The following is a 24328-nucleotide window of genomic DNA, read 5'->3' as shown; positions in this document are numbered from 1 at the left end:
GGGCCAAGCTCGGAAACGGTCTTAGGACCGAAGGGCCGACGGCCTCGAGATCGCGCCGCCGGTGCAGGGCTGCAGCCCTGCACCGGCGGTCACACTATGCATCATCGCCAAGACACAAGGGGCCGCTGCCCCTCGGCGGGGAGAGGTCTGGAGAGGGGCCGGCGGCCCCTCTCCAGGGGCCACCAGCGCACCCTACGCCCGGCCGCCTACGCCTGCTCGATCTTCCCCCCCCGCAGCGTCACCACGCGGTCCATGCGCGCGGCCAGGTCGGGGTTGTGGGTGGCGATGAGGGCGGCCATGCCCTCGGTGCGCACGGCGTCGAGCAGTTCGTGGAAGACGCGGTCGGCGGTTTCCACGTCGAGGTTGCCGGTGGGTTCGTCCGCCAGCAGCACGCGGGGATGGTTGGCCAGCGCCCGGGCAATGGCGACGCGCTGCTGTTCGCCGCCGGAGAGTTTGCCGGGCCGGTGGTCTTCCCGCTTCGCCAGGCCGAAGCGGGCGAGCAGCGCGTGGGCGCGTTCGGTCGCGGCGCGGCGCGGCGTGCCGGCGGCGAGCTGGGGCAGGATGATGTTCTCCGCGGCCGAGAATTCCGGCAGCAGGTGGTGGAACTGGTAGACGAAGCCGATGCCCTGGCGCCGGATGGCCGTGCGCGCATCGTCGGAGAGGGTGCCGGCCGCCTGGCCGTTGAAGAAGACCTCGCCCCCGTCGGGCTTCTCCAGCAGCCCCGCCAGGTGCAGCAGGGTGGATTTGCCGGTGCCGGAGGGCGCGACGAGGGCCACGATCTCCCCGGGCACCAGCGACAGGTCGGCGCCGGTCAGCACGGGCAGTTCGCCGGCTTCCGTGCGGAAGCGGCGCACGACGCCGGCCAGGCGGAGCGCGGGCTCACTCATTCCGAAGCGCCTCCACGGGGTCGAGCCTGGCGGCGCGCCAGCTCGGGATGATCGTCGCCAGCAGGGAGAGGCCGAAGCCGAGGGCGAGGACCTGCACGACCTCATGCGGGTCCACCACCGCGGGGATCTGCGTCAGCAGATAGACATTGGGGTCGAAGACGGTGGTGCCCGTGGCCGCCATCAGCGCCTGGCGGATGCTCTCGATATTGGCGCAGAACAGCAGCCCGAGCCCGAAGCCGAGGACGGTGCCGAGCCCGCCGATCGCGGCACCGCACAGCAGGAAGATGCGCAGCACCGCGAAGCGTCCCGCGCCCATGGTGCGCAGGATGGCGATGTCCCGCCCCTTGTCCTTCACCAGCATCGTCAGGCTGGAGACGATGTTGAAGGCGGCGACGAGGATGATGAGCGTCAGGATCAGGAACATCACGTTCCGCTGCACCTGCACGATCTGGAAGAAGCCGCTATTGGCGTCCTGCCAGTCCGTGATGCGGAGCGACTGCCCAGCCGCGGCGCGGATGGCCTGCGCCGCTTCCGTCACCTGGTCGGGGTTGCGGAGGTGCACCTCCACCAGCGTCGCGGCCCGCGGCATCTGGAAGAAGGTCTGCGCGGCGGGCAGCGGCACGAAGGTGAAGCCGGCGTCGTAATCCTGCATGCCGACCTCGAAGATGGCGGCGACGCGATAGGCGCGCAGCCGCGGCACGGTGCCGAAGACCGTGACTCGCCCGATGGGGGAGACGACGGTGACGCGATCGCCGACGCCCACGGAAAGCCGCCGCGCCAGGCCGACGCCGATCAGGATGGCATCGTCCCCCTGGAACTCGGCGAGCGACCCGGCGCGGATGTTCTCCGCCACGATGCGGCGGGCGCGCAGGTCATCGGGCGCGATGCCGCGCAGCAGCCCGCCCGCCGCGCTGCCGCCATCGCTCGTCAGCAGCACCTGGCCCTCCACGATGGGCGTGGCGGAGGCCACCATCGGCAGGGCACGGATGCGCGCGACGATCTCGGGAAAATTCTCGACCGTGCCGCGTTCGCCGGTGACGCCGAGGTGGCCGTTGAGGCCGAGGATGCGCCCCAGCAATTCCTGCCGGAATCCGCCCATCACGCTCAGCACCACGATCAGCGTCGCGATGCCGAGTGCGATGCCGATGACGGAGAAGCCCGCGATGACGGAGACGAACCGCTCCCCCTTCCGCGCCCAGAGGTAGCGGATCGCGACCGCGCGCTCGAAGGCGCCGAAGACGCGCGCCTCAGCCATGCCGCAGCGCCTGGGCGGGATCGATGCGCGCCGCGCGCCAGCTGGGATAGAGCGTCGCCAGCAGCGACAGGCCGAGCCCCATCACCAGCACCTGCACCACCTCCCGCGGGTCCACCACGGCGGGCAGCTGCGCGAGGAAGAGCAGTTCCTGGCTGAAGAAGGGCGTGCCCCGCAGCGCCAGCACGCCCGCGCGCAGGTTCTCGAAGTTCAGGCAGACGGTCAGGCCGAGCACGAAGCCGATCAGCGTGCCGCCGCAGCCGACGGACCCGCCGCAGATCAGGAAGATGCGCAGCACCGCGCCGCGCGTCGCGCCCACGGTGCGCAGGATGGCGATGTCCCGCCCCTTGTCCTTCACCAGCATCGTAAGGCTGGAGATGATGTTGAAGGCGGCGACGAGGATGATCATCGTCAGGATCAGGAACATCACGTTCCGCTCCACCAGCACCGCCGCGTACATGGTGCTGTTGGCGTCCTGCCAGTCCGCGATCCGCACCGGCTGGCCCGCCAGCGCGGCGCGCACCGCCTCCGTCACCTCGCGCACCTGCGCGGGGTCCGCCACTAGCAGCTCCACCTGGCTGACGGCATCGCCAAGCGCGAAGAAATCCTGCGCCGCGGCCAGCGGGATGAAGATGTGCCGGTTGTCGTATTCCGGCATGCCGACATCGAACAGCGCCACGACCTGGAAGCTGCGCAGCTTCGGCGCCGCGGTGAAGTCGGACCCCCGCGCCTGCGGCAGCACCAGGCTGACGCGATCGCCGACGCGCACGCCCATGCGGATCGCCATGCGCTGGCCCATCACCAGCGCATCCTGGTCCTTGAAGTCATCCAGCGTGCCGCGGCGCAGGGAGAAGGCGATGGTGGTGCGCGCGCGCAGATCGGCGGGCGCGATGCCCCGCACCAGCGCGCCGCCGGCGCCGCCGGCCTCGCTGGTCACCAGCAGCTGTCCCTCGACGATCGGCGCCACCTGCACCAGGCCCGGCAGCGCGCCGAGCCGCGCAATGAGCGCGGCATGGTCCGGCAGCCGGTTGCCGCTGGCGGGCTGCACGATCAGGTGGCCGTTCAGCCCGATGATCCGGCCGATCAGGTCCTGCCGGAAGCCGTTCATCACCGCCATGACGATGATCAGCGTGGCCACGCCCAGCGCGATGCCGACCAGCGAGAAGACGGCGATGATGGAGACGAAGCGCTCGCCCTTGCGGGCACGCAGGTAGCGAAGCGCGACCGCGCGTTCGAACGCCCCGAACATCCTCAGCCCAGGATTTTCGCGAGCGCATCCTCGGGCGAGACTTCCTGCTTCTCCCCCGTCGCGCGGCGCTTCAGCTCCACCACGCCGGCGGCCGCGCCGCGCGGGCCGACCGTGACCTGCCAGGGATGCCCCATCAGGTCGGCATCGGCGAATTTCGGGCCGGCGCGCTCGCTGCGGTCGTCATAGAGGCTCTCGGGAATCGCGGCGTACATGCGCTCGGAAAGCGCGTCGCAGGCCGCGTCGCCCTGCTTCAGGTTGATCACCACGGCCTTGAAGGGCGCGACCGCATCCGGCCACTTGATGCCCTGCTCGTCATGGTTCGCCTCGATGGTGGCGCCCACCAGGCGGGAGACGCCGATGCCGTAGCTGCCCATCTCCGGCACCACCGTCTTGCCATCCGGCCCCTGCACGGAAAGCCCCATGGTCGCGGAGTACTTGGTGCCGAAATAGAAGATGTGGCCCACCTCGATGCCGCGGGCGGAGACGCGCTTCGCCGCCGGCACCTGTTCCCAGGCGACGGGGTCGTGCATCTCCTCGGTCGCGGCGTAGTGGCTGGTCCAGGCATCCACGGCCGGCGCCAGGTCCGCGCCGTAGTCGGGCGCGCTCGCCAGCGCGTCCATGTCCAGCAGGTCCTGGCTGACGAAGACCTGGCTCTCCCCCGTCTCCGCCAGGATGATGAATTCGTGGGACAGGTTGCCGCCGATCGGCCCGGTATCGGCCCGCATCGGCACCGCCTTCAGCCCCATGCGGGCGAAGGTGCGGAGGTAGGCCAGGAACATCTGCCGGTAGCTGTGCTGCGCGCCTTCCTTCGTCAGGTCGAAGGAATAGGCATCCTTCATCAGGAATTCCCGCCCGCGCATCACGCCGAAGCGCGGCCGCACCTCGTCCCGGAACTTCCACTGGATGTGGTAGAGGTTGCGCGGCAGGTCCCGGTAGCTCTTGGCGTAGCCCCGGAAGATGTCGGTCACCATCTCCTCGTTGGTGGGGCCGTAGAGGCATTCGCGGTCATGCCGGTCCCGCAGGCGCAGCATCTCCGGCCCATAGGCGTCGTAGCGGCCGGATTGGCGCCAGAGGTCGGCCGACTGGATGGTCGGCATCAGGATCTCCTGCGCGCCGGCGCGGTCCTGCTCCTCCCGCACGATCTGCTCGATCTTCTGCAGCACCCGCCAGCCCAGCGGCAGCCAGGCATAGATGCCGGCCGAGGTCTGCCGCACGAGCCCCGCGCGCAGCATGAGCCGGTGGGAGGCGATGGTCGCCTCCGCCGGGGTTTCCTTCAGGGTGGGGAGGAAGGCACGGGAGAGGCGCAAGGGGCAGATCCTCAGCGGAGGTCGGGGCCGCATACCTAGCCCGCCCGGGCCTGGACGGGAACAGGGCGCCCCCCGGACGGCCTGTCGTGCTGCACCGCAGCAACAAATGTTCGCGCCGACCCCGGTTTTCGGCAAGGAAAGAGCGAAAAAACGCGCCGCGGCTTAAGAAACCCCTTCCCAGCGGCCTGGGGCGCGGGTACAAAAAAACGGGCAGCACCTTAGGTGCCGCCCGAGTTTAGGGAGGAAACGCCAGTCACACGGCAGAGAGAGGATCAACCTCTCCCTGGACCCAATGTGGCTCCGCACACCAAGGTGGCACAACAGAAAACGCCACCACCGGAAGCCAAAAAACAGGCTTCCAGAAAAAAACTGCGCGTTTTACGGGCGGCACCCGCGGGGAGGCGGGTTGGCCGCCTTAATTTTGTGCACGGCTCGGCGCCACACCCGGAATCGGGCTCGACTGCTCCGGCCCGCCATAGGCCCACCAGCCATCCCGGAAGCTGATGAAGTCGGTCGCCATCAGCCCCCAGGCCGCCAGCCAGAACACCGCCGCCAGCACGCTGGTGCCCACCACCTTCAGGCCGATCCGCGGGTTGGCCGGCGCGCCGCGCCAGCCCCCCTCCTCCAGCTCCGAATCCCGCGGCCGCGCGCCGATCGGCAGCACACAGAACAGCGCGACCCACCACAGCAGCAGGTAGGTCACGATTCCCGTGAACCAGTCCATGATCCCTGACCTCTCCGCGAATCCCGTCCCGCCGCGTCAGACCCGCAGCAGATGCACCTCGACCGAGGGCCGCTTGCGCAGCCGCCGGCCGACGGCCTTGCGGACGGCGCTGCGCGCGGCTTCCCGCAGCAGCCCATCCTCCCGCCGCGTGGCGCTCGGCATCTCCGTCACCGCCCGGGCCAGGTCGGCGGCGATCTGCGCCGGCTCCTCCCCGAAGCCGTCGAACAGCCCCGGCGCCGAGATCTGCGGCTGGCCGAGCACGCGGCCCGAGCCATCCACCGCGAAGCTCGCCACCACGACGCCGTTCATCAGCATCTTCTTCCGCGCGGCCAGCACATCGCCGTCCAGCGGCAGCAGCCGGTCGCCATCGATGGCCAGCCGCCCGACCGGCACGCTCTCCACCGTCTCCACCGGCCCCGGCGCCAGGCGCAGCACGTCGCCATCCTCGATGACATGCGCGATGGCGCCCAGGCTCTCCGCCAGGTTCGCGTGCTCGTTCATGTGGCGCCATTCGCCGTGCACGGGCACGCAATATTTGGGCTTCACCAGCTGGTAGAGCCGCTTCAGCTCGTCCCGCGCCGGGTGGCCGGAGACATGGACCATGTGGTCATCGGCGGTCATGACATCGACGCCGGCGCGGCTCAGCTCATCCTGCACCCGCAGGATCGCCCGCTCATTCCCCGGGATCATGCGGGAGGAGAAGATGACCGTATCCCCCTCCCCCATCGAGATATGGGGATGGGTGTCGGCGGCGATCTTGGACATGGCGCTGCGGGGCTCGCCCTGGCTGCCGGTGCAGATCACCACCAGCTTGTCGTCGGGCACGTCCTCCGCCTCCTCCTCCGACAGGAAGGGGGGCGTGTCGCGGAGGTAGCCGCATTCCCGCGCCGCCGCTTCCGCGTTGCGCAGGCTGCGGCCGAACAGCGCCACGTCCCGCCCCGCCGCGCGCGCCGCGGCCGCCACGGATTCGACGCGGGCCAGGTTGGTCGCGAAGCAGGTCACGGCGATGCGGCCGCGCTTGATGCCCTTGATGAGGGCGGTCAGGTTCCGCCGAACCTCGGCCTCGCTGCCCGAATGGCCCTCGACCAGCGCATTGGTGCTGTCGCAGACCATGGCGAGCACGCCTTCCGCCCCGAAGCGGGCGAAGGCGGCCTCATCCGTCGGCGGGCCGATCAGGGGCTGGGGGTCCAGCTTCCAGTCGCCGGTGTGCAGGATGTTGCCGTAGCGGGTGCGGATCGCCAGCGCCTGCGCTTCCGGCACGGAATGCGAGACGCGCAGGAACTCCAGGTCGAAGCTGCCCGCCTCGAACCGCCCGCCGGGCGGCACCACGTTGACCTTCACCTGCGGGCCAAGCCCCGCCTCGCCCAGCTTCCGGCGCAGCACCGCGGCGACGAAGGGCGTGCACCAGATTTCGCAGCGCAGCTGCCGCCACAGATGGGCGACGGCGCCCACATGGTCCTCATGGGCATGCGTGATCACCAGGCCCTGCAGCCGGTCGCGCCGTTCCGCCAGCCAGGCGGGGTCCGGCACCATCACCTCCACCTCCGGATGCTCCGGCCCCCCGAAGCCGAGGCCGCAATCCACCGCCAGCAGATCCCCATCGCATCGGTAGACGTTGAGGTTGAGTCCGATCTCCCCCGTCCCGCCGAGCGGGATGAAGGCCAGGTCTCCATTCATGTTGTTCTTCCAGTTCTCAGTCGGTTCAGTCGTCGTCTTCTGGAAGCGAACCATCCGCCCGGACCCCTCGGTCGGGGCCGGATGGTGCCTCCTGGTCGTTTCGGGGCGCGACGCTGGCCGGGCCGAGGGGGCTGGGTGCAGCCCTCGCCTCAGGGGTCGTCGCGTCGCGCGGTCCGCGTGAAGATGGGGGCGGGGTTGCGCAGCGCCAACAGGCGCAGCCCGTCCAAGGTGGTATCCTGGTCCGTCGTCTCGATCACCGTGGTGCCTTCGGCAAACAGGGGGGCGAGGCCGCCGGTCGCGATCACCTTCAGGCGATCATCCACCGCTTCCTCCTGCTCCGCCCGGATTCGCGCGACGATCCCCTCGATCAATCCGACATACCCCCAATAGATGCCGGACTGCATCGCCGCCACCGTATTCCGCCCGACCACCGCCTGCGGCCGCCCGATGCCGATCCGCGGCAGCCGCGCCGCGGCGCGGTGCAGCGCCTCGATCGAGAGGTTGATGCCCGGCGCGATGACGCCGCCGAGATAGGCGCCATCCTTCGCCACCACGTCGAAGGTCGTCGCCGTGCCGAAATCGATGACGATCAGCGGCCCCCTGTAGCGCTCATGCGCCGCCAGCGCGTTCAGCAGCCGGTCGGCGCCCACCTCATGCGGTGCATCGACGCGGATGGCGAAACCCCAGTCGAGGTTGGCGCGCGCCACCAGCGGCTCGCAGTCGAACCATTCGCGGGACAGGCGGCGCAGATTGTACAGCGCGGCCGGCACGACGGTGCCGATCACGCAGCGTTCGATGTCATGCGGCTTCAGCCCGGCATGGCCCAGCAGCGTCAGCAGCCAGACGGCGTATTCGTCGGAGGTCCGTTCCGCATCGGTGCGGATGCGCCAGCGGCCGCGCCATTCATGCCCGTCATGCACCGCGAAGACGACATTGGTGTTGCCCGCATCGATCGCCAGCAGCATCGCTTCCTACCTTGCCTCCCCGCCGACCTCGCCGGAGGACAGGGCCTGCACGCGCCCCTCCCCGGCCAGCAGCAGGCTGCCGTCCGCCGCCAGGCCGGCATAGGTGCCCGCACGGCCATCCCGCATCGTCAGTGCCTGGCCGATCGCCGGGCCGCGCGCGACCCAGGCCTCCCGGATCGCGCCGAAGCCCTGTGCCGCCAGCACGCCCCGCCAATGGTCGATCGCGGCCAGCACCCGGGCAGCGACGGCGCGCGGCTCCGGCGCCGGCTGCCCCGGCCGCGCCAGGCAGGCCGTGGCCCGGCCCGGCACCGCCGGCGCCACCGCCAGGTTGGCGCCCATGCCGAAGATGATCCACTCGATCCGGCCTTCGGCATCCGCCGCGCTGTCGGTCAGGATGCCCGCGACCTTGGCGCCATCCAGCAGCAGGTCATTCGGCCATTTCGCGGCCAGGGCCGCGCCCGGCGGCACATCCGGCGCCAGCGCGTCATGCAGCGCCACGGCGGAGAGCAGTGCCCATTGCCCGGCGTCGCGCGCCAGCCCGCCCGGCCGCAGCAGGACGGAGAGGTAGAGGTTCCCCGCCGGGCTTTCCCAGGCCCTTCCATCCCGGCCCCGCCCCGCCGTCTGGCGCAGCGCCAGCACGGCGATCCCCTCCGGCTCCCCGGCCGCGGCCAGGCGCAGCAGGGGATCCGTGGTGGAGGCCAGGCTCTCATGCACCCGCAGCCGCCAACCGGCCGGGGGCGCCGTCATCGGCGCGTCATCCCGCCAGGGCAGCGACAGCCGCCTGCGCGGCCGCGATGATCGGCGCCGGGAACAGGAAGAAGAGCAGCGTCAGCAGCCCCGTCCCCGCCATCACCACCGTCACGCCCGCCGGGCGCGGATCGAGCGGCGCCTCGGCGGCGTCGAAATACATCACCTTGACGATGCGCAGGTAATAGTAGCTGCCGACGACGCTGGTGAAGACGCCGATCAGCGCCAGCACCCAGAAGCCTTCCTGCACCGCGGCCAGGAAGACGTAGAGCTTGCCGAAGAAGCCGGCCATCGGCGGCACGCCCGCCATGGAGAACATGAAGATCGCCATCCAGAGCGCCATGGCCGGGTCCGTCCGGCCGAGGCCCGCGAGGTCATCCACCTGTTCCAGGCTGCGGCCGTTGCGGCGCATCGCCACCAGCACCGCGAAGGTGCCGAGGTTCATGACCAGGTAGATCGCCATGTAGACGAGCACGCCGCGGAAGCCGCCATCGGTCGCGACGGCCAGCCCCATCAGCGCGTAGCCGACATGGCCGATCGAGGAATAGGCCATCAGCCGCTTGATGTTCTTCTGAGTCAGCGCCGCGAAGGCGCCGAGCAGCATGGAGCCGGCGGAGGCGAACCAGATCACCTGCTGCCACTGGGCGGAGAGGTCGCCGAAGGGCCCGGCCAGGACGCGCATCAGCAGCGCGATGGCGGCGATCTTGGGTGCCGTCGCGAAGAAGGCCGTCACCGGCGTCGGCGCACCCTCATACACATCGGGCGTCCACATGTGGAAGGGCACGGCGCTGATCTTGAAGCAGAGGCCGGCCAGCACGAAGACGAGGCCGATGATGAGGCCCATGCCGACCTGCCCGGCCGAGAGCGCATCCGCCAGCCGGTCGAAATTGGTGGTACCCGCGAAGCCATAGACGAGGGAGGAGCCGTACAGGAGCAGCCCCGAGGCCAGAGCACCCAGCACGAAATACTTGAGCCCGGCCTCCGCGCTGCGGGGATTGTCGCGGTCGAAGGCGGCGATGACGTAGAGCGAGAGGGAGAGCAGCTCGAGCCCGATATAGAGGCTCATCAGGTCATTGGCCGAGACCATGACCATCATGCCCTGCGCCGCGAACAGCATCAGCACCGCATATTCGAAGCGGTCCAGCCCGGCCTTGGCGTTGAAGTCCAGCGCCAGCACCAGCGCCAGCGCGGCGCCCGCCAGGATCAGCACCTTGGCGAAGCGGGAGAAGCCGTCGGAGACGTACTGCCCCATGAAGGCGGTGCCTTCCGACTGGCCCAGCACCAGCGCCGCGGTCAGCACCAATGCGCCGATCACCGCCATGGAGACGGGGAAGAAGGTGTCCTTCTTCGGGATGACGCCACCCGCGAGGATGAGCAGGCCGGAGACGCCGAGCACGATCTCCGGCAGCGCGAGGGTCCAGTTCATCGGGCTCACATCCCGGCCAGGCGGGCGGCACCGAGCGCGGCTTCATGCCGCGTCACGAGGGCCGTCACGCTTGCCTCGAAGAAGTTGAGGAAGGAGGAGGGATAGACCCCCATCCAGAGCGTCAGCAGGATCAGCGGCGCGAAGACCGCGTATTCGCGCGGGCTGAGGTCGAGCAGCGCACGCAGGTCATCGCGCGTGATCTTCCCGAAGGCGACGCGGCGGTAGAGGTAGAGCGCATAGGCCGCGCCCAGGATCATGCCCATGCAGGCGCCAAGCGCGACCCAGGGGCTGACCTTGAAGGCGCCGACGATGACCAGCAGCTCCCCCGGGAAGCCCGCCAGGCCGGGCAGCGCGACGGAGGCCATGGTGAACAGCATGAAGACCAGCGCATAGGCCGGCATGATCTTCGCGACCCCGCCGTAGCGCGCGATCTCCCGCGAATGGACGCGATCATACAGGACGCCGACGCAGAGGAAGAGCGCGCCGGAGACGACGCCATGGCTCAGCATGGTGAAGAGCGCGCCCGACAGCCCCTGCACCGTGAAGGTGAAGATGCCGAGCGTCACGATGCCCATATGCGCGACGGAGGAATAGGCGATCAGCTTCTTCATGTCCTCCTGCGCCAGCGCGACGAGGGAGGTGTAGATCACCGCGATGACGGAGAGCGCGAACATGAAGGGCGCGAAGTCGGCGCTGGCCTGGGGCAGCAGCGGCAGGCTGAAGCGGAGGAAGCCATAGGCCCCCATCTTCAGCAGCACGCCCGCCAGGATGACGGAACCCGCCGTCGGTGCCTCCACATGGGCGTCCGGCAGCCAGGTATGCACCGGCCACATCGGCACCTTCACGGCGAAGGAGGCGAAGAAGGCCAGGAACAGCCAGAACTGCATGCGCGGCGAGAAGGCCTGCTCCATCAGCACCGGGATGTCCGTGGTCCCGGCCTGGTACCAGACCGCCAGGATCGCCAGCAGCATCAGGACGGAGCCGGCCAGCGTGTAGAGAAAGAACTTGAACGCCGCATAGACCCGCCGCGCGCCGCCCCAGACGCCGATGATCAGGAACATCGGGATCAGCACGGCTTCGAAGAAGATGTAGAACAGCACGAAGTCCAGCGCGCAGAACATGCCGATCATCATGCTTTCCAGCACGAGGAAGGCGACCATGTATTCCCGCACGCGGGACTGCACGCTCTCCCACGACGCCAGGATGCAGAGCGGCGTCAGCAGGGTGGAGAGCAGCACGAACAGCACGGAGATGCCGTCCACGCCCATGTGGTAGCCGACGCCGAAATCCGGCAGCCAGGCCGCCTGCTCCACGAACTGGAACTCCGCGGAAGCGCTGTCGAAGCGCACCCAGAGCACGAGCGACAGCGCCAGCGTGATCAGGCTGGTCCACAGCGCCGTCCAGCGCGCATTCCGCGCCACCACCGCCTCCTCCCCGCGCACGGAGAGGATGATCAGCGCCCCCGCCAGCGGCAGGAAGGTGACGAGGCTGAGGATGGGAAAGCCGGCGGCGTTCATCGGGGCATCCCGAGCAGGAGGAGGGATACGAAGGCCACGAGGCCGATGATCATGGTGAAGGCGTAGTTGGCCACGCGCCCGGTCTGCAGCTTCACCGCACCCTGCGCCGCATCCACGGCCAGGGCGGCCGCACCATTCGGCATGCCGTCGATCAGCTTGACGTCGCCGGTCTTCCAGAAGGCCCGCGCCAGCGCCTGGGCGGGCTTCACGAAGATCGCGTCATACAGCTCGTCGAAGTACCACTTGTTCAGCAGGAAGCGGTACAGCCCGCCGAAGCTCTCGGCCAGCTTCCCGGGGATGCCAGGCGCGAACATGTACAGCACATAGGCCAGCGCGATGCCCGCCACGCCCGCGACCGTCGGCGCCAGCGGCACCCAGGCCGGCACCTCATGCGCGTGGTGCAGCACATGGTTGTCGGGGCCGGTGAAGATGGCGCCATTCCAGAAGGCTTCCTGGTGGTGGCCCACGAAGAAGTCGTAGAAGACGTAGCCCGTGAAGACCGCGCCGACGCTCAGCACCAGCAACGGCACCAGCATCACCAGCGGGCTCTCATGGACATGCTCCATGGTGTGGTGATCCGCCCGCGGCGCGCCGTGGAAGGTCAGGATCAGCAGGCGCCAGGAATAGAAGGCCGTCAGGAAGGCGGCCAGCAGGCCCATGGCGAAGGCATACATGCCCGGCCCGCTATGCGCGGCATAGGCAACCTCCAGCACCATGTCCTTGGAGTAGTAGCCGGCGAAGTAGGGCACGCCCGCCAGCGCCAGGCTGCCGATCCACATCACGGTGTAGGTCACCGGGATCTTCTTCCAGATCCCGCCCATCTTCCGGATGTCCTGCTCATCCGACATCGCATGGATGACGGAACCGGCCCCCAGGAACAGCAGCGCCTTGAAGAAGGCATGGGTGAAGAGGTGGAAGACCGCCGCCTGGTACACGCCCACGCCGACCGCGAAGAACATGTAGCCGAGCTGCGAGCAGGTCGAATACGCGATGATGCGCTTGATGTCGTTCTGCACGCAGCCGATCGTCGCGGCGAAGATCGCGGTGGAGGCGCCCACGATCGTCACGATGGCCAGCGCCGTCGGCGCGTATTCCATCACCGGCGACATGCGCGCCATCAGGAAGACGCCCGCCGTCACCATCGTCGCCGCATGGATCAGCGCAGAGACCGGCGTCGGGCCCTCCATCGCATCCGGCAGCCAGGTGTGCAGGCCGAGCTGCGCGGACTTGCCGCAAGCGCCGAGGAACAGCAGCACGCCGATGACTTCCAGCGCCGGCATCCCCAGGAAGCGCTGCGCCTGCGCCTGCTCCACGCTCGCGAAGATCGTGTCGAACTCGACGGACTGGAAGGTCCAGAAGGTCAGCGCCAGGCCGAGCATGAAGAAGACGTCGCCGACGCGGTTGACGATGAAGGCCTTCATCGCCGCGCGGTTCGCGCTGTCCTTCTCGTACCAGTAGCCGATGAGGAGGTAGCTCGCGAGGCCCACGCCCTCCCAGCCGAAGAAGAGCTGGACCAGGTTATCCGCCGTCACCAGCATCAGCATCATGAAGGTGAAGAGGGAGAGGTAGGCGAAGAAGCGCGGGATCGTCGCGTCATGCGACATGTAGCCCACGGAGTAGAGGTGGATGAGGGTCGAGATGAAGGTGACCATCGCCACCATCACGACGCTCAGCGTGTCGTAGCGCAGCGCCCACGACACCTCGAAGCCGCCCACATCGATGAAGGTGAAGAGCGGCGCCACGCCGGGCGCATGGCCCAGCGCCACCTGGATGAAGGCGCTGATGCCGCAGGCCGCGGCGATGGCCATGCAGATGACCGTCGCCCATTGCGCCGCGCGGTCGCCGATCCAGCGGCCGAGGAACCCGGCGATGGTGGCGCCGAGCAGCGGGAAGAAGATCGCACCGACATACATCGGCTCAGCCCTTCAGGGTGGACACGTCTTCCACCTCGATCGTACCGCGGTTGCGGAAGTAGATGACCAGGATCGCGAGGCCGATCGCGGCCTCCGCGGCCGCCACGGTCAGGATCAGCATGGCGAAGATCTGCCCGGTCAGGTCGCCCAGCTGCGCCGAGAAGGCGACCAGGTTCAGGTTGACCGAGAGCAGGATCAGCTCCACCGACATCAGGATGACGATGATGTTCTTCCGGTTCAGGAAGATGCCGAGGATGCCCAGCACGAAGAGGATGGCGCCCACCGTCAGGTAGTGCGCGAGGCCGACGGCCAGCATCAGTGGTGCCCCCCGTGGTCGTGGTGCTCGACCTGCTTCACCGGCTTCGGCGCCTCCACCGGCGGCCGCTCGATCCCGATCTCGGCCAGGCCCGCGCCGGGGCGCACCTGCCGCAGGTTCACGCTGCCGCTGCGTGCCACCTGGGCCGCGATGTCCTGCCGCTTGGAGGCCGGGCGCCCGCGGAGCGTCAGCACGATGGCGCCGATCATCGCGACCAGCAGGATCAGGCCCGAAAGCTGGAACAGCCAGACATGGTCCGTATAGAGGATGCGGCCGATGGCGCGGGTGTTGTCCACCCCCTCCGGCATCGGGTTCAACCGCAGCCCGCCCACGTCATCCGCGAAGCGCCAGCTGCCGAAGACGAAGACCAGTTCCGCGAAGAGCACCAGGCCGATCGCGCCGCCCACCGGCGCATAGCGCTGGAAGCCTTCCCGCAGCGCGGAGAAGTCGACGTCCAGCATCATGACGACGAAGAGGAACAGCACCGCGACCGCGCCGACATAGACGATGACCAGGATCATCGCCAGGAACTCGGCCCCGGCCAGCAGGAACAGCGCCGCCGCGTTGAAGAACGCCAGGATCAGGAACAGCACGCTGTGCACGGGGTTGCGGCTGGTCACGACCATGACCGCGCTGGCGATCAGCACGGCCGCGAACAGGTAGAAGGCGGCTGCGGCGATCATCGCGCCCCTCCGGGATCGGTAGCGTTCATCATCTCGTCCCCATCCACCCCGTCACCGGGGCGGTCGTCTCAGCGATACGGCGCGTCGAGTTCGAGCCGCGCGGCCAGCATCGCTTCCCAGCGATCGCCGTTCGCAAGCAGCTTGGCCTTGTCGTAGAGCAGCTCCTCGCGCGTTTCCGTCGCGAATTCGAGGTTCGGCCCCTCGACGATCGCATCCACCGGGCAGGCTTCCTCGCACATGCCGCAATAGATGCACTTCGTCATGTCGATGTCGTAGCGCGTGGTGCGGCGGCTGCCGTCATCCCGCGGTTCGGCCTCGATGGTGATGGCCTGGGCGGGGCAGATCGCCTCGCACAGCTTGCAGGCGATGCAGCGTTCCTCGCCATTGGGGTAGCGGCGCAGCGCGTGCTCCCCCTTGAAGCGCGCGCTCAGCGGCGAACGCTCATGCGGGTAGTTGATCGTCGCCTTCGGCTTGAAGAACTGCCCCAGCGTCAGCGCCATGCCCGAGACGATCTCGGTCAGCAGCAGGCTGCGGGCAACGCGGTCGAGCATGGGCATCCCTATCTCCTCACCCGACAGCCGGCAGCCAGCCGAACAGCTTCAGCGCCGCGGCGGTGATGACGAGCCACACCAGGCTGAACGGGAGAAACACCTTCCAGCCAAGCCGCATGAGCTGGTCGTAGCGGTAGCGCGGGAAGGTGGCGCGCACCCAGACGAAGACGAAGAGGCAGAAGCAGATCTTCAGGATGAACCACACCGGACCCGGGATCCAGGTGAAGGGCTCCATCGCCATCGGCGGCAGCCAGCCACCCAGGAACAGGATGGTGATGAGCGCGCTCATCAGGATCATGTTCGCGTATTCGCCGAGGAAGAACAGCGCGAAGCTCATCGAGCTGTATTCGACGAAGAAGCCCGCCACCAGCTCCGACTCACCCTCCGGCAGGTCGAAGGGCGCGCGGTTCGTCTCCGCCAGCGCGGAGATGAACATGATCACGAACATCGGGAAGAGCGGGATGATGAACCACACCGTGGACTGCGCCCGCACGATCTCCGTCAGGTTCAGCGACCCCACACACAGCAGCACCGTCACGATCACGAAGCCCATCGAGACTTCGTAGGACACCATCTGCGCCGCCGACCGCAGCGCGCCGAGGAAGGCGTATTTCGAGTTCGACGCCCAGCCCGCGATGATGATGCCGTAGACGCCGAGCGAGGAGATGGCGAAGAGGTAGAGGATGCCGACATTGATGTCGGCGATCGCCCAGCCATCATTCACCGGGATCACCGCCCAGGCCAGCATCGCCAGCATGAAGGTGATCATCGGCGCCATCAGGAACAGCGCGCGCGACGCGCCGGAAGGAATGATGGTCTCCTTCATCAGCATCTTCAGCGCGTCGGCGAAGGGCTGCAGCAGGCCGAAGGGCCCGACGACATTCGGCCCCTTCCGCATCTGCATGGCGCCCAGGATCTTGCGTTCCGCCCAGGTCAGGTAGGCGACGCCGATCAACAGCGGCACCAGCAGCGCCATCGCCTGCGCGACGGTCAGCGCCAGGATGCCGACGGGGGTGGCGAGGAAGGCTTCCATCGTTCCTTACTCCGCGGCGAGCGCCGGCGCGGGGCCGTAGGTGCGGGCGCATTCGGCCATCACATCCGACGCGCGGGCGATGGCATCAGCCAGGTGATACTGCGTGATCGCGGAGACAAAGGGCGCATCGCCCAGCGCCTGCGCATCGCCGGCGGGCCCGGCCGTGTCCGTGCAGAAGGACCGGGTGAACCCCTCCGCCAGCGCCGGCACCGCCGCGGTCATCGCGGCGCGCAGCTGCCCGAGATCATCGAAGCCCAGCGCGACGCCGAGGCCCTGCGCGGCGGCGCGGATGATGCGCCAATCCTCCCGCGCCTCGCCCGGCGGATGCAGCGCCATGCGGCTGCGCTGCGCCCGGCCTTCCGTGTTGAGGTAGGTGCCGTCCTTCTCCGTATAGGCCGCGCCCGGCAGGATCACGTCGGCGCGCGAGGCCGCGCGGTCCCCGTGATGGCCCTGGTAGATCACGAAGGTCTCCGGCGCGATCGCGGCCGGGTCGATCCCATCCGCGCCCAGCAGCCACAGCGCATCCACGCCGCCCGACAGCATGGCGCCGAGGTCCTTGCCGCCCTGGCCGGGCAGGAAGCCCATCGCCAGCGGCGCGACCTGGCCGCCGAACAGATGCAGCAGGTTGAAGCCGTGCCAGTCTTCCCGCAGCGCGTTGCAGGACTGCGCGATGGCCCAGGCCGCCGCCAGCACCGCCGCGCCATCCGGCCGCGCCAGCGCGCCGCGGCCCAGCAGGATCATCGGCTTCTTCGCCTCCCGCAGCACCGCCATGAAGCGATGCGTGCCGGCCAGCATGGAGCGGAGCGTCGCAGGCCCCTCCCCCACATGGTCGTAGCCGTAGGTAAGATCGACACCAGCCGGCCCGACCACCCCGATCGGGAACTTCCCGGCCGACCACCGCTTGCGGATGCGCGCATTGATCACGGGCGCCTCGGTGCGCGGATTGCTGCCGATCACCAGCAGCGCATCCGCCTCCTCGATCCCCGCGATTGTCGTGTTGAAGCGGTAGAAGTCGGGGCGCGAGGCATCGATCGCCGCGCCATCCTGGCGGCAATCGAGGTTCGCCGAACCGAGCCCCGCCATCAGCGCCTTCAGCGCGAAGGCGCTCTCCGCATCCACCAGGTCACCCGCCACCGCGCCGATGCGATCCGCCGGGGTCGCCTTCAGCTTCGCCGCCACGGCGCCCAGCGCCTCCGGCCAGTTCACCGGCTTCAGCTTGCCATCGACGCGCAGCCAGGGCCGGTCGAGCCGCTTGCGCTTGAGGCCATCGAAGGAGAAGCGGCCGCGATCGGCCATCCACTCCTCGTTCACATCCTCATTGATGCGCGGCAGGATGCGCAGCACTTCCGGGCCGCGGCTGTCGATGCGGATATTGGTGCCGGTCGCGTCCTGCACATCGATGCCATCCGTCTTCCGCAGCTCCCAGGGGCGGGAGACGAAGGCGTAGGGCCGGCTGGTCAGCGCGCCGACCGGGCAGATGTCGATCAGGTTGCCGGAGAGTTCGCTGGTCAGCGCCTTCTCGACATAGGTGCCGATCTCCAGGTTCTCGCCCCGGTTCGTGCCGCCCATCTCCGACGTCCCGGCAACCTCGGCCGAGAAGCGGACGCAGCGCGTGCACTGGATGCAGCGGGTCATGATCGTCTTGATCAGCGGCCCGATATTCTTGTCCTTCACCGACCGCTTGGCCTCGCGGTAGCGGGACTTGTCCATGCCGTAGGAGACGGACTGGTCCTGCAGGTCGCATTCGCCGCCCTGGTCGCAGATCGGGCAGTCCAGCGGGTGGTTGATCAGCAGGAATTCCATGACGCCGCGGCGCGCATTGCGCACCACCGGGCTGTCCGTCTTCACCACCATCCCGTCAGCCACGGGATAGGCGCAGGACGCAACCGGCTTCGGCGCCTTCTCCACCTCAACGAGGCACATGCGGCAATTGCCCGCGACGCTCAGGCGTTCGTGGTAGCAGAACCGAGGAATCTCCTTGCCCGCGGCCTCACACGCCTGCAGCACAGTGGCACCGTTCGGGACCTCGACCTCGATCCCGTCGACCGTGACCTTCGCCATCGTCGCTTACTCCGCCGCCATCGGCATGGAGGGGCGCGCATGCTTCGCCTTGTACTCGGCGATGCGCGCTTCCATGACCGGGCGGAAATGCCGGATGAGGCCCTGCACGGGCCAGACGCCGCCATCGGCCAGCGCGCAGATGGTGTGGCCCTCGATGCGCCTTGTCACTTCCTCCAGCACGTCGATCTCTTCCACATCCGCGCGGCCTTCGACCATGCGGTCCATCATGCGGCTGACCCAGCCCATGCCTTCGCGGCAGGGCGTGCACTGGCCGCAGCTCTCATGCTTGTAGAAGCGCGACAGGCGCGCGATGGCGCGGACGATGTCGGTGGACTTGTCCATCACGATCACGCCCGCGGTGCCGAGGCCCGATTTGTGCTCGCGCAGCGCATCGAAATCCATCAGCACGTCGTCGCAGATGTGCTTCGGCAGCAGCGGCGTGGAGGACCCGCCGGGGATGACGCAGAGCAGATTGTCCCAGCCCCCGCGCACGCCGCCGGCATGACGCTCGATGAGCTCCCGCATCGGGATGCTCATTTCCTCCTCCACGTTGCAGGGCTTGTTCACATGGCCCTGGATGCAGAAGACCTTGGTGCCGCTGTTCTTCGGCCGGCCGAAGCTGGCGAACCAGGCGGCGCCGCGCCGCAGGATCGTCGGCACCACCGCGATGGTCTCGACGTTGTTCACGGTGGTCGGACAGCCATAGAGGCCAACGGCGGCGGGGAAAGGCGGCTTCAGCCGCGGCATTCCCTTCTTGCCTTCCAGGCTCTCGATCAGCGCCGTCTCTTCGCCGCAGATATAGGCCCCGGCACCGCGATGGACATACAGGTCGAAATCCCAGCCGCTGCCGCAGGCATTCTTGCCGATCAGCCCCGCGTCATAGGCTTCCTGGATCGCGGCCTCGAGCACGACGCTCTCATTGTAGTATTCGCCGCGGATGTAGATGTAGCCGGCATGCGCGCCCATGGCGAAGCCGGCGATCAGGCAGCCCTCGATCAGCGTCTGCGGATCGTGGCGGATGATGTCGCGATCCTTGCAGGTACCAGGCTCGGACTCGTCGGCATTGACGACGAGGTAGTGCGGCCGCTCGCTCGCCTGCTTCGGCATGAAGGACCACTTCATGCCGGTCGGGAAGCCCGCGCCGCCGCGGCCGCGAAGGCCGGACGACTTCATCTCCTCGATGATCCAGTCGCGGCCCTTCTCCAGGATGCCCTTGGTGCCGTCCCAGTTGCCGCGACGCTGCGCGGCCGCCAGGCGCCAATCCTGCATGCCGTAGAGGTTGGTGAAGATCCGGTCCTTGTCGGCGAGCGCCATGGCCCTATTCCCCCGCCACGTCCAGCAGCGTCAGCGGTCCGCCTTCCGGCGCGCTGGTCTGCCGACCGATCGTGCTGCCCGGCTTCGGCCGCTCGCCCCGCTTCAGCGCCTCGATCAGCGCGACGGTGCGGTCGTAGTCCAGGTCCTCGTAATAGTCGTCATCCACCTGCAGCACCGGCGCGTTCACGCAGGCGCCGAGGCACTCGACCTCCGTCAGCGTGAACAGCCCGTCGCTGCTGGTCTGGCCGACCTTCACATGCGCCGCGTCATGGCAGGCGCGCATCACATCGTCACTGCCGCGCAGCATGCAGGGCGTGGTGCCGCAGAGCTGCAGGTGATGCTTCCCGATCGGCTTCATGTTGAACATGAAGTAGAAGGTCGCGACCTCATAGACGCGGATCGGCGCGACGCCGAGGCGCTTCGCGATCTCATCCATCGCGACATTCGGCACCCAGGCGCTGCCCGTGGTGCGACCCATCTGGCGCTGCACGACATAGAGCAGCGGGATGGTGGCGGAGGCCTTCTTCGCTTCCGGATAGCGCGCCAGTACCTTGCTGATCTGCACTTCGCTTTCCGCGTCGAAGGCGAAGTGCGTGGGCTGTTCGACGCTCACCGGTCGATCTCCCCGAAGACGATGTCGAGGCTGCCGATGATGGCGACGGCGTCGGCCAGCATGTGCCCCTTGGAAAGCGCCTCCATGGCCTGGAGATGCGCATAGCCCGGCGCGCGGATCTTCACACGGTAGGGCCGGTTGGTGCCGTCGGCGATCATGTAGACGCCGAACTCGCCCTTCGGCGCTTCCGTCACCGTGTAGGTCGCGCCGGCGGGCACGTGGTAGCCCTCGGTGTAGAGCTTGAAGTGGTGGATGAGGCTTTCCATCGACCGCTTCATCGCGCCGCGCGTCGGCGGCGCGATCTTGTTGTCGGCGATCTTCACGGCACCCGGACGGATCTTCGCCAGGCACTGCTTCACCATCGCCAGGGACTGCCGCATCTCCTGCATGCGCACGAGGTAGCGGTCGTAGCAGTCGCCATGCACGCCCACGGGAATCTCGAAATCGAGCTCGCCGTACTTCTCATAGGGCTGCGACTTCCGCAGGTCCCAGGCGCAGCCGGAGGCGCGCAGGCAGGGCCCGCTGAAGCCCCAGGCCATGGCCTGTTCCGCCGTCATCACGCCGATATCGACGGTGCGCTGCTTGAAGATTCGGTTGTTCGTCAGCAGGCCCTCGAGGTCGTCGAGGAAGGCCGGGAACTGGTCGCACCACTTGCCGATCCGATCCTCCAGCCCGGCCGGAAGATCCTTCGCCACGCCGCCGGCGCGGAAGTAGTTCACGTGGTAGTGGCTGCCGCCCGTCGCCTCGTAGAATTCCAGCAGATGCTCGCGCTGCTCGAAGCCCCAGAGCGACGGCGTGATGGCGCCGACGTCGAGCGCATAGGTCGTGACGTTCAGCAGGTGGTTCAGGATGCGCGTCAGTTCCGCGAACATGGTGCGGATCCAGCGCGCGCGCTCCGGCACGTCATTCTCGATGCCGAGCAGCTTCTCCACCGCCAGCACCCAGCTGTGCTCCATGCACATGGGGGAGACGTAGTCGAGGCGATCCATGTAGGGCATCGCCTGGAGATACGTCTTGTACTCCATCAGCTTCTCGGTGCCGCGATGCAGCAGGCCGATATGCGGATCGGCACGCTCCACCACCTCGCCCTTCATCTCCAGGATGAGGCGCAGCACGCCGTGCGCGGCCGGGTGCTGCGGGCCGAAATTGATGGTGTGGGTGTCGGCGTCGAACAGCTTCTGATGGTGGCCCGAATCCTCGGACCCGCCGGGCAGCGGCAGCCCGCTCACAAGCTCGGTGCTCATGCTTTCGGCCCCTCGATCTGCCCGCGTTCCTCGCGGATCAGATACACCTTCTCGTCGCCGGGCAGCGTCGTCATGCCTTCCCAGGGCGAGAGGAAATCGAAGTTGCGGAAATCCTGCGTCAGCGAGACGGGCTCATAGACCACCTGCTTCCGCTCCTCGTCGTACCGGACCTCGACATGGCCAGTGAGAGGAAAATCCTTGCGCAGCGGATGGCCTTCGAAGCCGTAGTCGGTCAGCAGGCGACGGAGATCCGTGAGCCCCGCGAAGACGACGCCGTACATGTCCCAGCATTCGCGCTCATACCAGGTCGCGGCGGGCCACACGCCCGCCACGCTCGGCACCGGCGTCGCCTCGTCGGTCGAGACAATGACGCGCACGCGCTGGTTCAGCGCCAGGCTCAGCAGGTTGTAGACGACCTCGAAGCGCTCCGCGCGCTCGGGGAAGTCCACGCCGCAGATGTCCATCACCTGCTCGAAGGCGAAGCGCGGATCGTCCCGCAGCATCGCCATCAGCGGCACGATCATCTCCCGCGTCGCGCGCAGAACCAGCTCCTGCCCGCGCTCCACGAAGACTTCCTGCACCGCGGGGCCGGCCGCCGCCGCGATGGTCGCACCCAGCTCGTGCATCGCGCTCGCCTCAGCCACGGAGGATGGTCCCCGTCCGGCGGATCTTCTTCTGCAGCTGCAGGATGCCGTAGACCAGCGCCTCCGCCGTCGGCGGGCAGCCCGGGACGTAGACATCGACGGGCACCACGCGGTCGCAGCCGCGCACCACCGCGTAGCTGTAGTGGTAGTACCCGCCGCCATTCGCGCAGCTGCCCATGCTGATCACCCAGCGCGGCTCGCTCATCTGGTCGTAGACCTTTCGCAGCGCCGGGGCCATCTTGTTGGTCAGCGTGCCCGCCACGATCATCACGTCGGACTGCCGCGGCGACCCGCGCGGGATGATGCCGAAGCGGTCGAGGTCGTAGCGCGCCATATAGGCGTGGATCATCGGCACCGCGCAGCAGGCCAGGCCGAAGGTCATCGGCCAGAGGCTGCCCGTGCGGGCCCAGTTCACCACCTTGTCGAGGTTGGCGATGACGAAGCCCTTTTCCTCGATCTCGCCGGTGATGCCCTTGACCACGGCATCCTGCGCCGGGCCGGGGGGCAGCGCCTCCCGGTTCCAGGCGATGTCCTGTGTGTTCGAACCGCTCATGCCGATCTCCGGGCGCCCCGCCGGCGCCCCCTGAAATTGGTGCGAAGCCGCGCCATCATTCCCAATCGAGCGCGCCCTTGCGCCACTCGTAGATGAAGCCGACCGTCAGCACGCCGAGGAAGCCCATCATCGACAGGAAGCCGAACCAGCCGATCTCGTTCAGCGTCACGGCCCAGGGGAACAGGAAGGCCACTTCCAGGTCGAAGATGATGAACAGGATGGCGACCAGGTAGAACCGCACGTCGAAGCGCCGGCGCGTGTCGTCGAAGGGCTCGAAGCCGCATTCATAGGCCGAGAGCTTTTCCGGGTCCGGCTTCTGGTGCGCGGCCAGCAGCGCCCCGCCCACCATCGCGCAGGCGATGGCGGCCGCGATCCCCAGAAACACGAGGATCGGGAAGTATTCAGCCAACATGGGCTGGGTCATGCCACGGCACCCTTTGCCTTGCCTCAATCCCCGGCATTGAGGCACCGGGGTTTTCTGCATGTGCGAGATGGGGGGGCTTCCCGCGTAGTCCCGCAGGCCCCCGTCCCATGCCGCATCGCAGCAGGGGCAGATTAGACCCGCCCGACGCGCTCCGCCATAGGGTGCAGCGCATCATGGCAGTCTTGACATGCGGTGGTTCGCAAAACGGAAACAGGCGCCACGACATCCGGATTTCCCGGAGGCCAGCGCGCCAACTCAGTCGGAATGTTGGGAAAACCAGTCGCGTGGCGCGAGTGACGGGGCTCGAACCCGCGACCTCCGGCGTGACAGGCCGGCGCTCTAACCAACTGAGCTACACCCGCACGCGACTGGTGGGAGAGAAATACGGGGGCGGAGGGGGGGTGTCAAGCGCGCCCCGGGCCCGAAATGCACGCGCCCGGCAGATCGACGTGGACGCTTCGCGACGTTGCTTGTGGCACGCGGATTCGATGATGACCGGAAAATTGCGGGGGGCGCGGGGGGCCGCAGCGTCGCGTCCGCCTACCTCGTCCGGCGTCCCAAGGGACATCGCCGGTTGCGGGCCGCGCTGCGCGGCGGTGCCGCGCAGGTCGCTTCTCACCGCCTCGCCTGGTGGCCCAAGGGACATCGCCGGTTACGTGCCGCGCTGCGCGGCGGTGCCGCGCAGGTCGCTTCTCACCGCCTCCGGCGGATTCCTTCCCGCCTTCGGCGGGAAGGAATGGGCGCTGACGGGATCGAACCGCCGACCAACTGCGTGTAAAGCAGCCGCTCTACCTCTGAGCTAAGCGCCCCTCGCCCGTCCCCTACGCTAGGCGCGCCCAAACGAAAAGGGGCCGGTCCCTGCGGACCAGCCCCCTTCCCGCTTCCCGATGGCCGGGAAACTCAGTTCACGGCGTCCTTCAGGCCCTTGCCGGCCTTGAAGCGCACCGTCGTGGAGGACGGGATCTTGATCTCCTCGCCCGTCCGCGGATTGCGGCCCTTGCCGGCCTTCCGCTTCGAGGTCGAGAAGGTGCCGAAGCCGACCAGGCGCACTTCGCCGTCCTTCTTGCTCAGCGCCTTGGTGATCGCGTCGAAGACCGCATCCAGCACATCGCCGGCCTTCGCCTTCGGCAGATCGCCGGCCTCGGCAACAACGGCGACCAGATCCTGCTTGTTCATGTGGGACCCCCCTTCAGGTTCCTGTGTGACGACATTCGATGGCCAGCCAGCA

23 protein-coding genes and 2 tRNA genes are annotated in these 24328 nt (G+C 68.2%); all 25 read right to left on the bottom strand.

Going from position 1 to position 24328, the window contains the following annotated elements:
- Nucleotides 1-206 precede the first annotated feature (206 nt).
- The 25 genes from JJI54_RS21015 to JJI54_RS20895 all read right to left on the bottom strand — a co-directional run bounded on the left by JJI54_RS21015 (nucleotide 207) and on the right by JJI54_RS20895 (nucleotide 24276).
- The gene (locus JJI54_RS21015; protein WP_203075013.1) at nucleotides 207-887 is read right to left on the bottom strand and encodes an ABC transporter ATP-binding protein; all 681 of its coding nucleotides are present in this window, start codon (nucleotides 885-887) and stop codon (nucleotides 207-209) included.
- Nucleotides 880-2142 (bottom strand): lipoprotein-releasing ABC transporter permease subunit, encoded by a 1263-nt coding sequence (locus JJI54_RS21010; protein ID WP_203075012.1) that lies wholly within the window; start codon nucleotides 2140-2142, stop codon nucleotides 880-882. Before JJI54_RS21010 ends, JJI54_RS21015 begins: the two co-directional genes overlap by 8 nt.
- Nucleotides 2135-3388 (bottom strand): lipoprotein-releasing ABC transporter permease subunit, encoded by a 1254-nt coding sequence (locus JJI54_RS21005; RefSeq protein WP_203075011.1) that lies wholly within the window; start codon nucleotides 3386-3388, stop codon nucleotides 2135-2137. The genes JJI54_RS21010 and JJI54_RS21005 overlap by 8 nt, the downstream gene beginning before the upstream one ends.
- Before the next feature lie 2 nt (nucleotides 3389-3390).
- Nucleotides 3391-4695 carry a proline--tRNA ligase gene (proS, locus tag JJI54_RS21000; RefSeq protein ID WP_203075010.1) on the bottom strand — a complete coding sequence of 435 codons (1305 nt, stop codon included), beginning with the start codon at nucleotides 4693-4695 and terminating at the stop codon, nucleotides 3391-3393.
- A 415-nt stretch (nucleotides 4696-5110) separates the two neighbouring features.
- Nucleotides 5111-5419 (bottom strand): DUF1467 family protein, encoded by a 309-nt coding sequence (locus JJI54_RS20995; protein ID WP_203075009.1) that lies wholly within the window; start codon nucleotides 5417-5419, stop codon nucleotides 5111-5113.
- A 36-nt stretch (nucleotides 5420-5455) separates the two neighbouring features.
- Nucleotides 5456-7096, bottom strand: coding sequence for a ribonuclease J (locus tag JJI54_RS20990; protein WP_203075008.1), 1641 nt, complete (start codon nucleotides 7094-7096; stop codon nucleotides 5456-5458).
- A gap of 149 nt (nucleotides 7097-7245) precedes the next feature.
- The gene (locus JJI54_RS20985) at nucleotides 7246-8061 is read right to left on the bottom strand and encodes a type III pantothenate kinase (protein WP_203075007.1); all 816 of its coding nucleotides are present in this window, start codon (nucleotides 8059-8061) and stop codon (nucleotides 7246-7248) included.
- A gap of 6 nt (nucleotides 8062-8067) precedes the next feature.
- A complete protein-coding gene (locus JJI54_RS20980) occupies nucleotides 8068-8808 on the bottom strand; it encodes a biotin--[acetyl-CoA-carboxylase] ligase (RefSeq protein WP_203075006.1) in 741 nt (246 codons plus the stop codon).
- A gap of 7 nt (nucleotides 8809-8815) precedes the next feature.
- Nucleotides 8816-10234 carry an NADH-quinone oxidoreductase subunit NuoN gene (nuoN, locus tag JJI54_RS20975; protein WP_203075005.1) on the bottom strand — a complete coding sequence of 473 codons (1419 nt, stop codon included), beginning with the start codon at nucleotides 10232-10234 and terminating at the stop codon, nucleotides 8816-8818.
- Between the two features lie 5 nt (nucleotides 10235-10239).
- The gene (locus JJI54_RS20970) at nucleotides 10240-11751 is read right to left on the bottom strand and encodes an NADH-quinone oxidoreductase subunit M (protein WP_203075004.1); all 1512 of its coding nucleotides are present in this window, start codon (nucleotides 11749-11751) and stop codon (nucleotides 10240-10242) included.
- Complete coding sequence (gene nuoL, locus JJI54_RS20965; RefSeq protein ID WP_203075003.1) at nucleotides 11748-13664, bottom strand: NADH-quinone oxidoreductase subunit L; 1917 nt, start codon at nucleotides 13662-13664, stop codon at nucleotides 11748-11750. The genes JJI54_RS20970 and nuoL overlap by 4 nt, the downstream gene beginning before the upstream one ends.
- Nucleotides 13665-13668: 4 nt before the next feature.
- Nucleotides 13669-13980 carry an NADH-quinone oxidoreductase subunit NuoK gene (nuoK, locus tag JJI54_RS20960; protein ID WP_203075002.1) on the bottom strand — a complete coding sequence of 104 codons (312 nt, stop codon included), beginning with the start codon at nucleotides 13978-13980 and terminating at the stop codon, nucleotides 13669-13671.
- Nucleotides 13980-14663, bottom strand: a complete 684-nt coding sequence (locus JJI54_RS20955; RefSeq protein WP_203075001.1) for an NADH-quinone oxidoreductase subunit J — start codon at nucleotides 14661-14663, stop codon at nucleotides 13980-13982. The genes nuoK and JJI54_RS20955 overlap by 1 nt, the downstream gene beginning before the upstream one ends.
- 68 nt (nucleotides 14664-14731) lie before the next feature.
- Nucleotides 14732-15220 carry an NADH-quinone oxidoreductase subunit NuoI gene (nuoI, locus tag JJI54_RS20950; protein ID WP_164697624.1) on the bottom strand — a complete coding sequence of 163 codons (489 nt, stop codon included), beginning with the start codon at nucleotides 15218-15220 and terminating at the stop codon, nucleotides 14732-14734.
- A 10-nt stretch (nucleotides 15221-15230) separates the two neighbouring features.
- Nucleotides 15231-16247: an NADH-quinone oxidoreductase subunit NuoH gene (gene nuoH, locus JJI54_RS20945; RefSeq protein WP_203075000.1), complete on the bottom strand. Its 1017-nt coding sequence runs from the start codon at nucleotides 16245-16247 to the stop codon at nucleotides 15231-15233.
- Nucleotides 16248-16253: 6 nt separating this feature from the next.
- Entirely contained in the window at nucleotides 16254-18308 is a 2055-nt protein-coding gene (gene nuoG, locus JJI54_RS20940; protein ID WP_203074999.1) for an NADH-quinone oxidoreductase subunit NuoG, read from the bottom strand.
- Nucleotides 18309-18314: 6 nt separating this feature from the next.
- Nucleotides 18315-19622: an NADH-quinone oxidoreductase subunit NuoF gene (nuoF, locus tag JJI54_RS20935; RefSeq protein WP_203074998.1), complete on the bottom strand. Its 1308-nt coding sequence runs from the start codon at nucleotides 19620-19622 to the stop codon at nucleotides 18315-18317.
- A gap of 4 nt (nucleotides 19623-19626) precedes the next feature.
- Entirely contained in the window at nucleotides 19627-20235 is a 609-nt protein-coding gene (locus tag JJI54_RS20930; RefSeq protein ID WP_203074997.1) for a complex I 24 kDa subunit family protein, read from the bottom strand.
- Complete coding sequence (locus tag JJI54_RS20925; RefSeq protein WP_203074996.1) at nucleotides 20232-21479, bottom strand: NADH-quinone oxidoreductase subunit D; 1248 nt, start codon at nucleotides 21477-21479, stop codon at nucleotides 20232-20234. The genes JJI54_RS20930 and JJI54_RS20925 overlap by 4 nt, the downstream gene beginning before the upstream one ends.
- Nucleotides 21476-22105: an NADH-quinone oxidoreductase subunit C gene (locus tag JJI54_RS20920; RefSeq protein ID WP_203075031.1), complete on the bottom strand. Its 630-nt coding sequence runs from the start codon at nucleotides 22103-22105 to the stop codon at nucleotides 21476-21478. The genes JJI54_RS20925 and JJI54_RS20920 overlap by 4 nt, the downstream gene beginning before the upstream one ends.
- 10 nt (nucleotides 22106-22115) lie before the next feature.
- A complete protein-coding gene (locus JJI54_RS20915) occupies nucleotides 22116-22676 on the bottom strand; it encodes a NuoB/complex I 20 kDa subunit family protein (RefSeq protein WP_092960862.1) in 561 nt (186 codons plus the stop codon).
- Between the two features lie 55 nt (nucleotides 22677-22731).
- On the bottom strand, nucleotides 22732-23100 hold the full coding sequence (locus JJI54_RS20910; protein ID WP_092960781.1) for an NADH-quinone oxidoreductase subunit A: 369 nt from the start codon (nucleotides 23098-23100) through the stop codon (nucleotides 22732-22734).
- 285 nt (nucleotides 23101-23385) lie between these two features.
- Nucleotides 23386-23462: transfer RNA gene (locus tag JJI54_RS20905), tRNA-Asp, on the bottom strand.
- Between the two features lie 375 nt (nucleotides 23463-23837).
- Nucleotides 23838-23909 (bottom strand) — tRNA-Val (locus JJI54_RS20900).
- A 91-nt stretch (nucleotides 23910-24000) separates the two neighbouring features.
- Nucleotides 24001-24276: an HU family DNA-binding protein gene (locus JJI54_RS20895; protein WP_092960779.1), complete on the bottom strand. Its 276-nt coding sequence runs from the start codon at nucleotides 24274-24276 to the stop codon at nucleotides 24001-24003.
- Nucleotides 24277-24328: the final 52 nt, after the last annotated feature.

The organism is Falsiroseomonas ponticola (assembly GCF_016805305.1).
Taxonomy (GTDB): Bacteria; Pseudomonadota; Alphaproteobacteria; order Acetobacterales; family Acetobacteraceae; genus Falsiroseomonas; species Falsiroseomonas ponticola.
Note: the sequence above shows the minus strand (reverse complement) of the source record. Positions and strands in the feature narration are given on the sequence as shown.

What these genes read in the sequence shown, in the direction of transcription:
- JJI54_RS21015 (WP_203075013.1), bottom strand. Translation starts at nt 887, where the DNA reads ATGAGTGAGCCCGCGCTCCGCCTGGCCGGCGTCGTGCGCCGCTTCCGC.
- JJI54_RS21010 (WP_203075012.1), bottom strand. Translation starts at nt 2,142, where the DNA reads ATGGCTGAGGCGCGCGTCTTCGGCGCCTTCGAGCGCGCGGTCGCGATC.
- JJI54_RS21005 (WP_203075011.1), bottom strand. Translation starts at nt 3,388, where the DNA reads ATGTTCGGGGCGTTCGAACGCGCGGTCGCGCTTCGCTACCTGCGTGCC.
- JJI54_RS20995 (WP_203075009.1), bottom strand. Translation starts at nt 5,419, where the DNA reads ATGGACTGGTTCACGGGAATCGTGACCTACCTGCTGCTGTGGTGGGTC.
- JJI54_RS20990 (WP_203075008.1), bottom strand. Translation starts at nt 7,096, where the DNA reads ATGAATGGAGACCTGGCCTTCATCCCGCTCGGCGGGACGGGGGAGATC.
- JJI54_RS20985 (WP_203075007.1), bottom strand. Translation starts at nt 8,061, where the DNA reads ATGCTGCTGGCGATCGATGCGGGCAACACCAATGTCGTCTTCGCGGTG.
- JJI54_RS20980 (WP_203075006.1), bottom strand. Translation starts at nt 8,808, where the DNA reads ATGACGGCGCCCCCGGCCGGTTGGCGGCTGCGGGTGCATGAGAGCCTG.
- nuoN (WP_203075005.1), bottom strand. Translation starts at nt 10,234, where the DNA reads ATGAACTGGACCCTCGCGCTGCCGGAGATCGTGCTCGGCGTCTCCGGC.
- JJI54_RS20970 (WP_203075004.1), bottom strand. Translation starts at nt 11,751, where the DNA reads ATGAACGCCGCCGGCTTTCCCATCCTCAGCCTCGTCACCTTCCTGCCG.
- nuoL (WP_203075003.1), bottom strand. Translation starts at nt 13,664, where the DNA reads ATGTATGTCGGTGCGATCTTCTTCCCGCTGCTCGGCGCCACCATCGCC.
- nuoK (WP_203075002.1), bottom strand. Translation starts at nt 13,980, where the DNA reads ATGCTGGCCGTCGGCCTCGCGCACTACCTGACGGTGGGCGCCATCCTC.
- JJI54_RS20955 (WP_203075001.1), bottom strand. Translation starts at nt 14,663, where the DNA reads ATGATCGCCGCAGCCGCCTTCTACCTGTTCGCGGCCGTGCTGATCGCC.
- nuoI (WP_164697624.1), bottom strand. Translation starts at nt 15,220, where the DNA reads ATGCCCATGCTCGACCGCGTTGCCCGCAGCCTGCTGCTGACCGAGATC.
- nuoH (WP_203075000.1), bottom strand. Translation starts at nt 16,247, where the DNA reads ATGGAAGCCTTCCTCGCCACCCCCGTCGGCATCCTGGCGCTGACCGTC.
- nuoG (WP_203074999.1), bottom strand. Translation starts at nt 18,308, where the DNA reads ATGGCGAAGGTCACGGTCGACGGGATCGAGGTCGAGGTCCCGAACGGT.
- nuoF (WP_203074998.1), bottom strand. Translation starts at nt 19,622, where the DNA reads ATGGCGCTCGCCGACAAGGACCGGATCTTCACCAACCTCTACGGCATG.
- JJI54_RS20925 (WP_203074996.1), bottom strand. Translation starts at nt 21,479, where the DNA reads ATGAGCACCGAGCTTGTGAGCGGGCTGCCGCTGCCCGGCGGGTCCGAG.
- JJI54_RS20920 (WP_203075031.1), bottom strand. Translation starts at nt 22,105, where the DNA reads ATGCACGAGCTGGGTGCGACCATCGCGGCGGCGGCCGGCCCCGCGGTG.
- JJI54_RS20915 (WP_092960862.1), bottom strand. Translation starts at nt 22,676, where the DNA reads ATGAGCGGTTCGAACACACAGGACATCGCCTGGAACCGGGAGGCGCTG.
- JJI54_RS20910 (WP_092960781.1), bottom strand. Translation starts at nt 23,100, where the DNA reads ATGACCCAGCCCATGTTGGCTGAATACTTCCCGATCCTCGTGTTTCTG.
- JJI54_RS20895 (WP_092960779.1), bottom strand. Translation starts at nt 24,276, where the DNA reads ATGAACAAGCAGGATCTGGTCGCCGTTGTTGCCGAGGCCGGCGATCTG.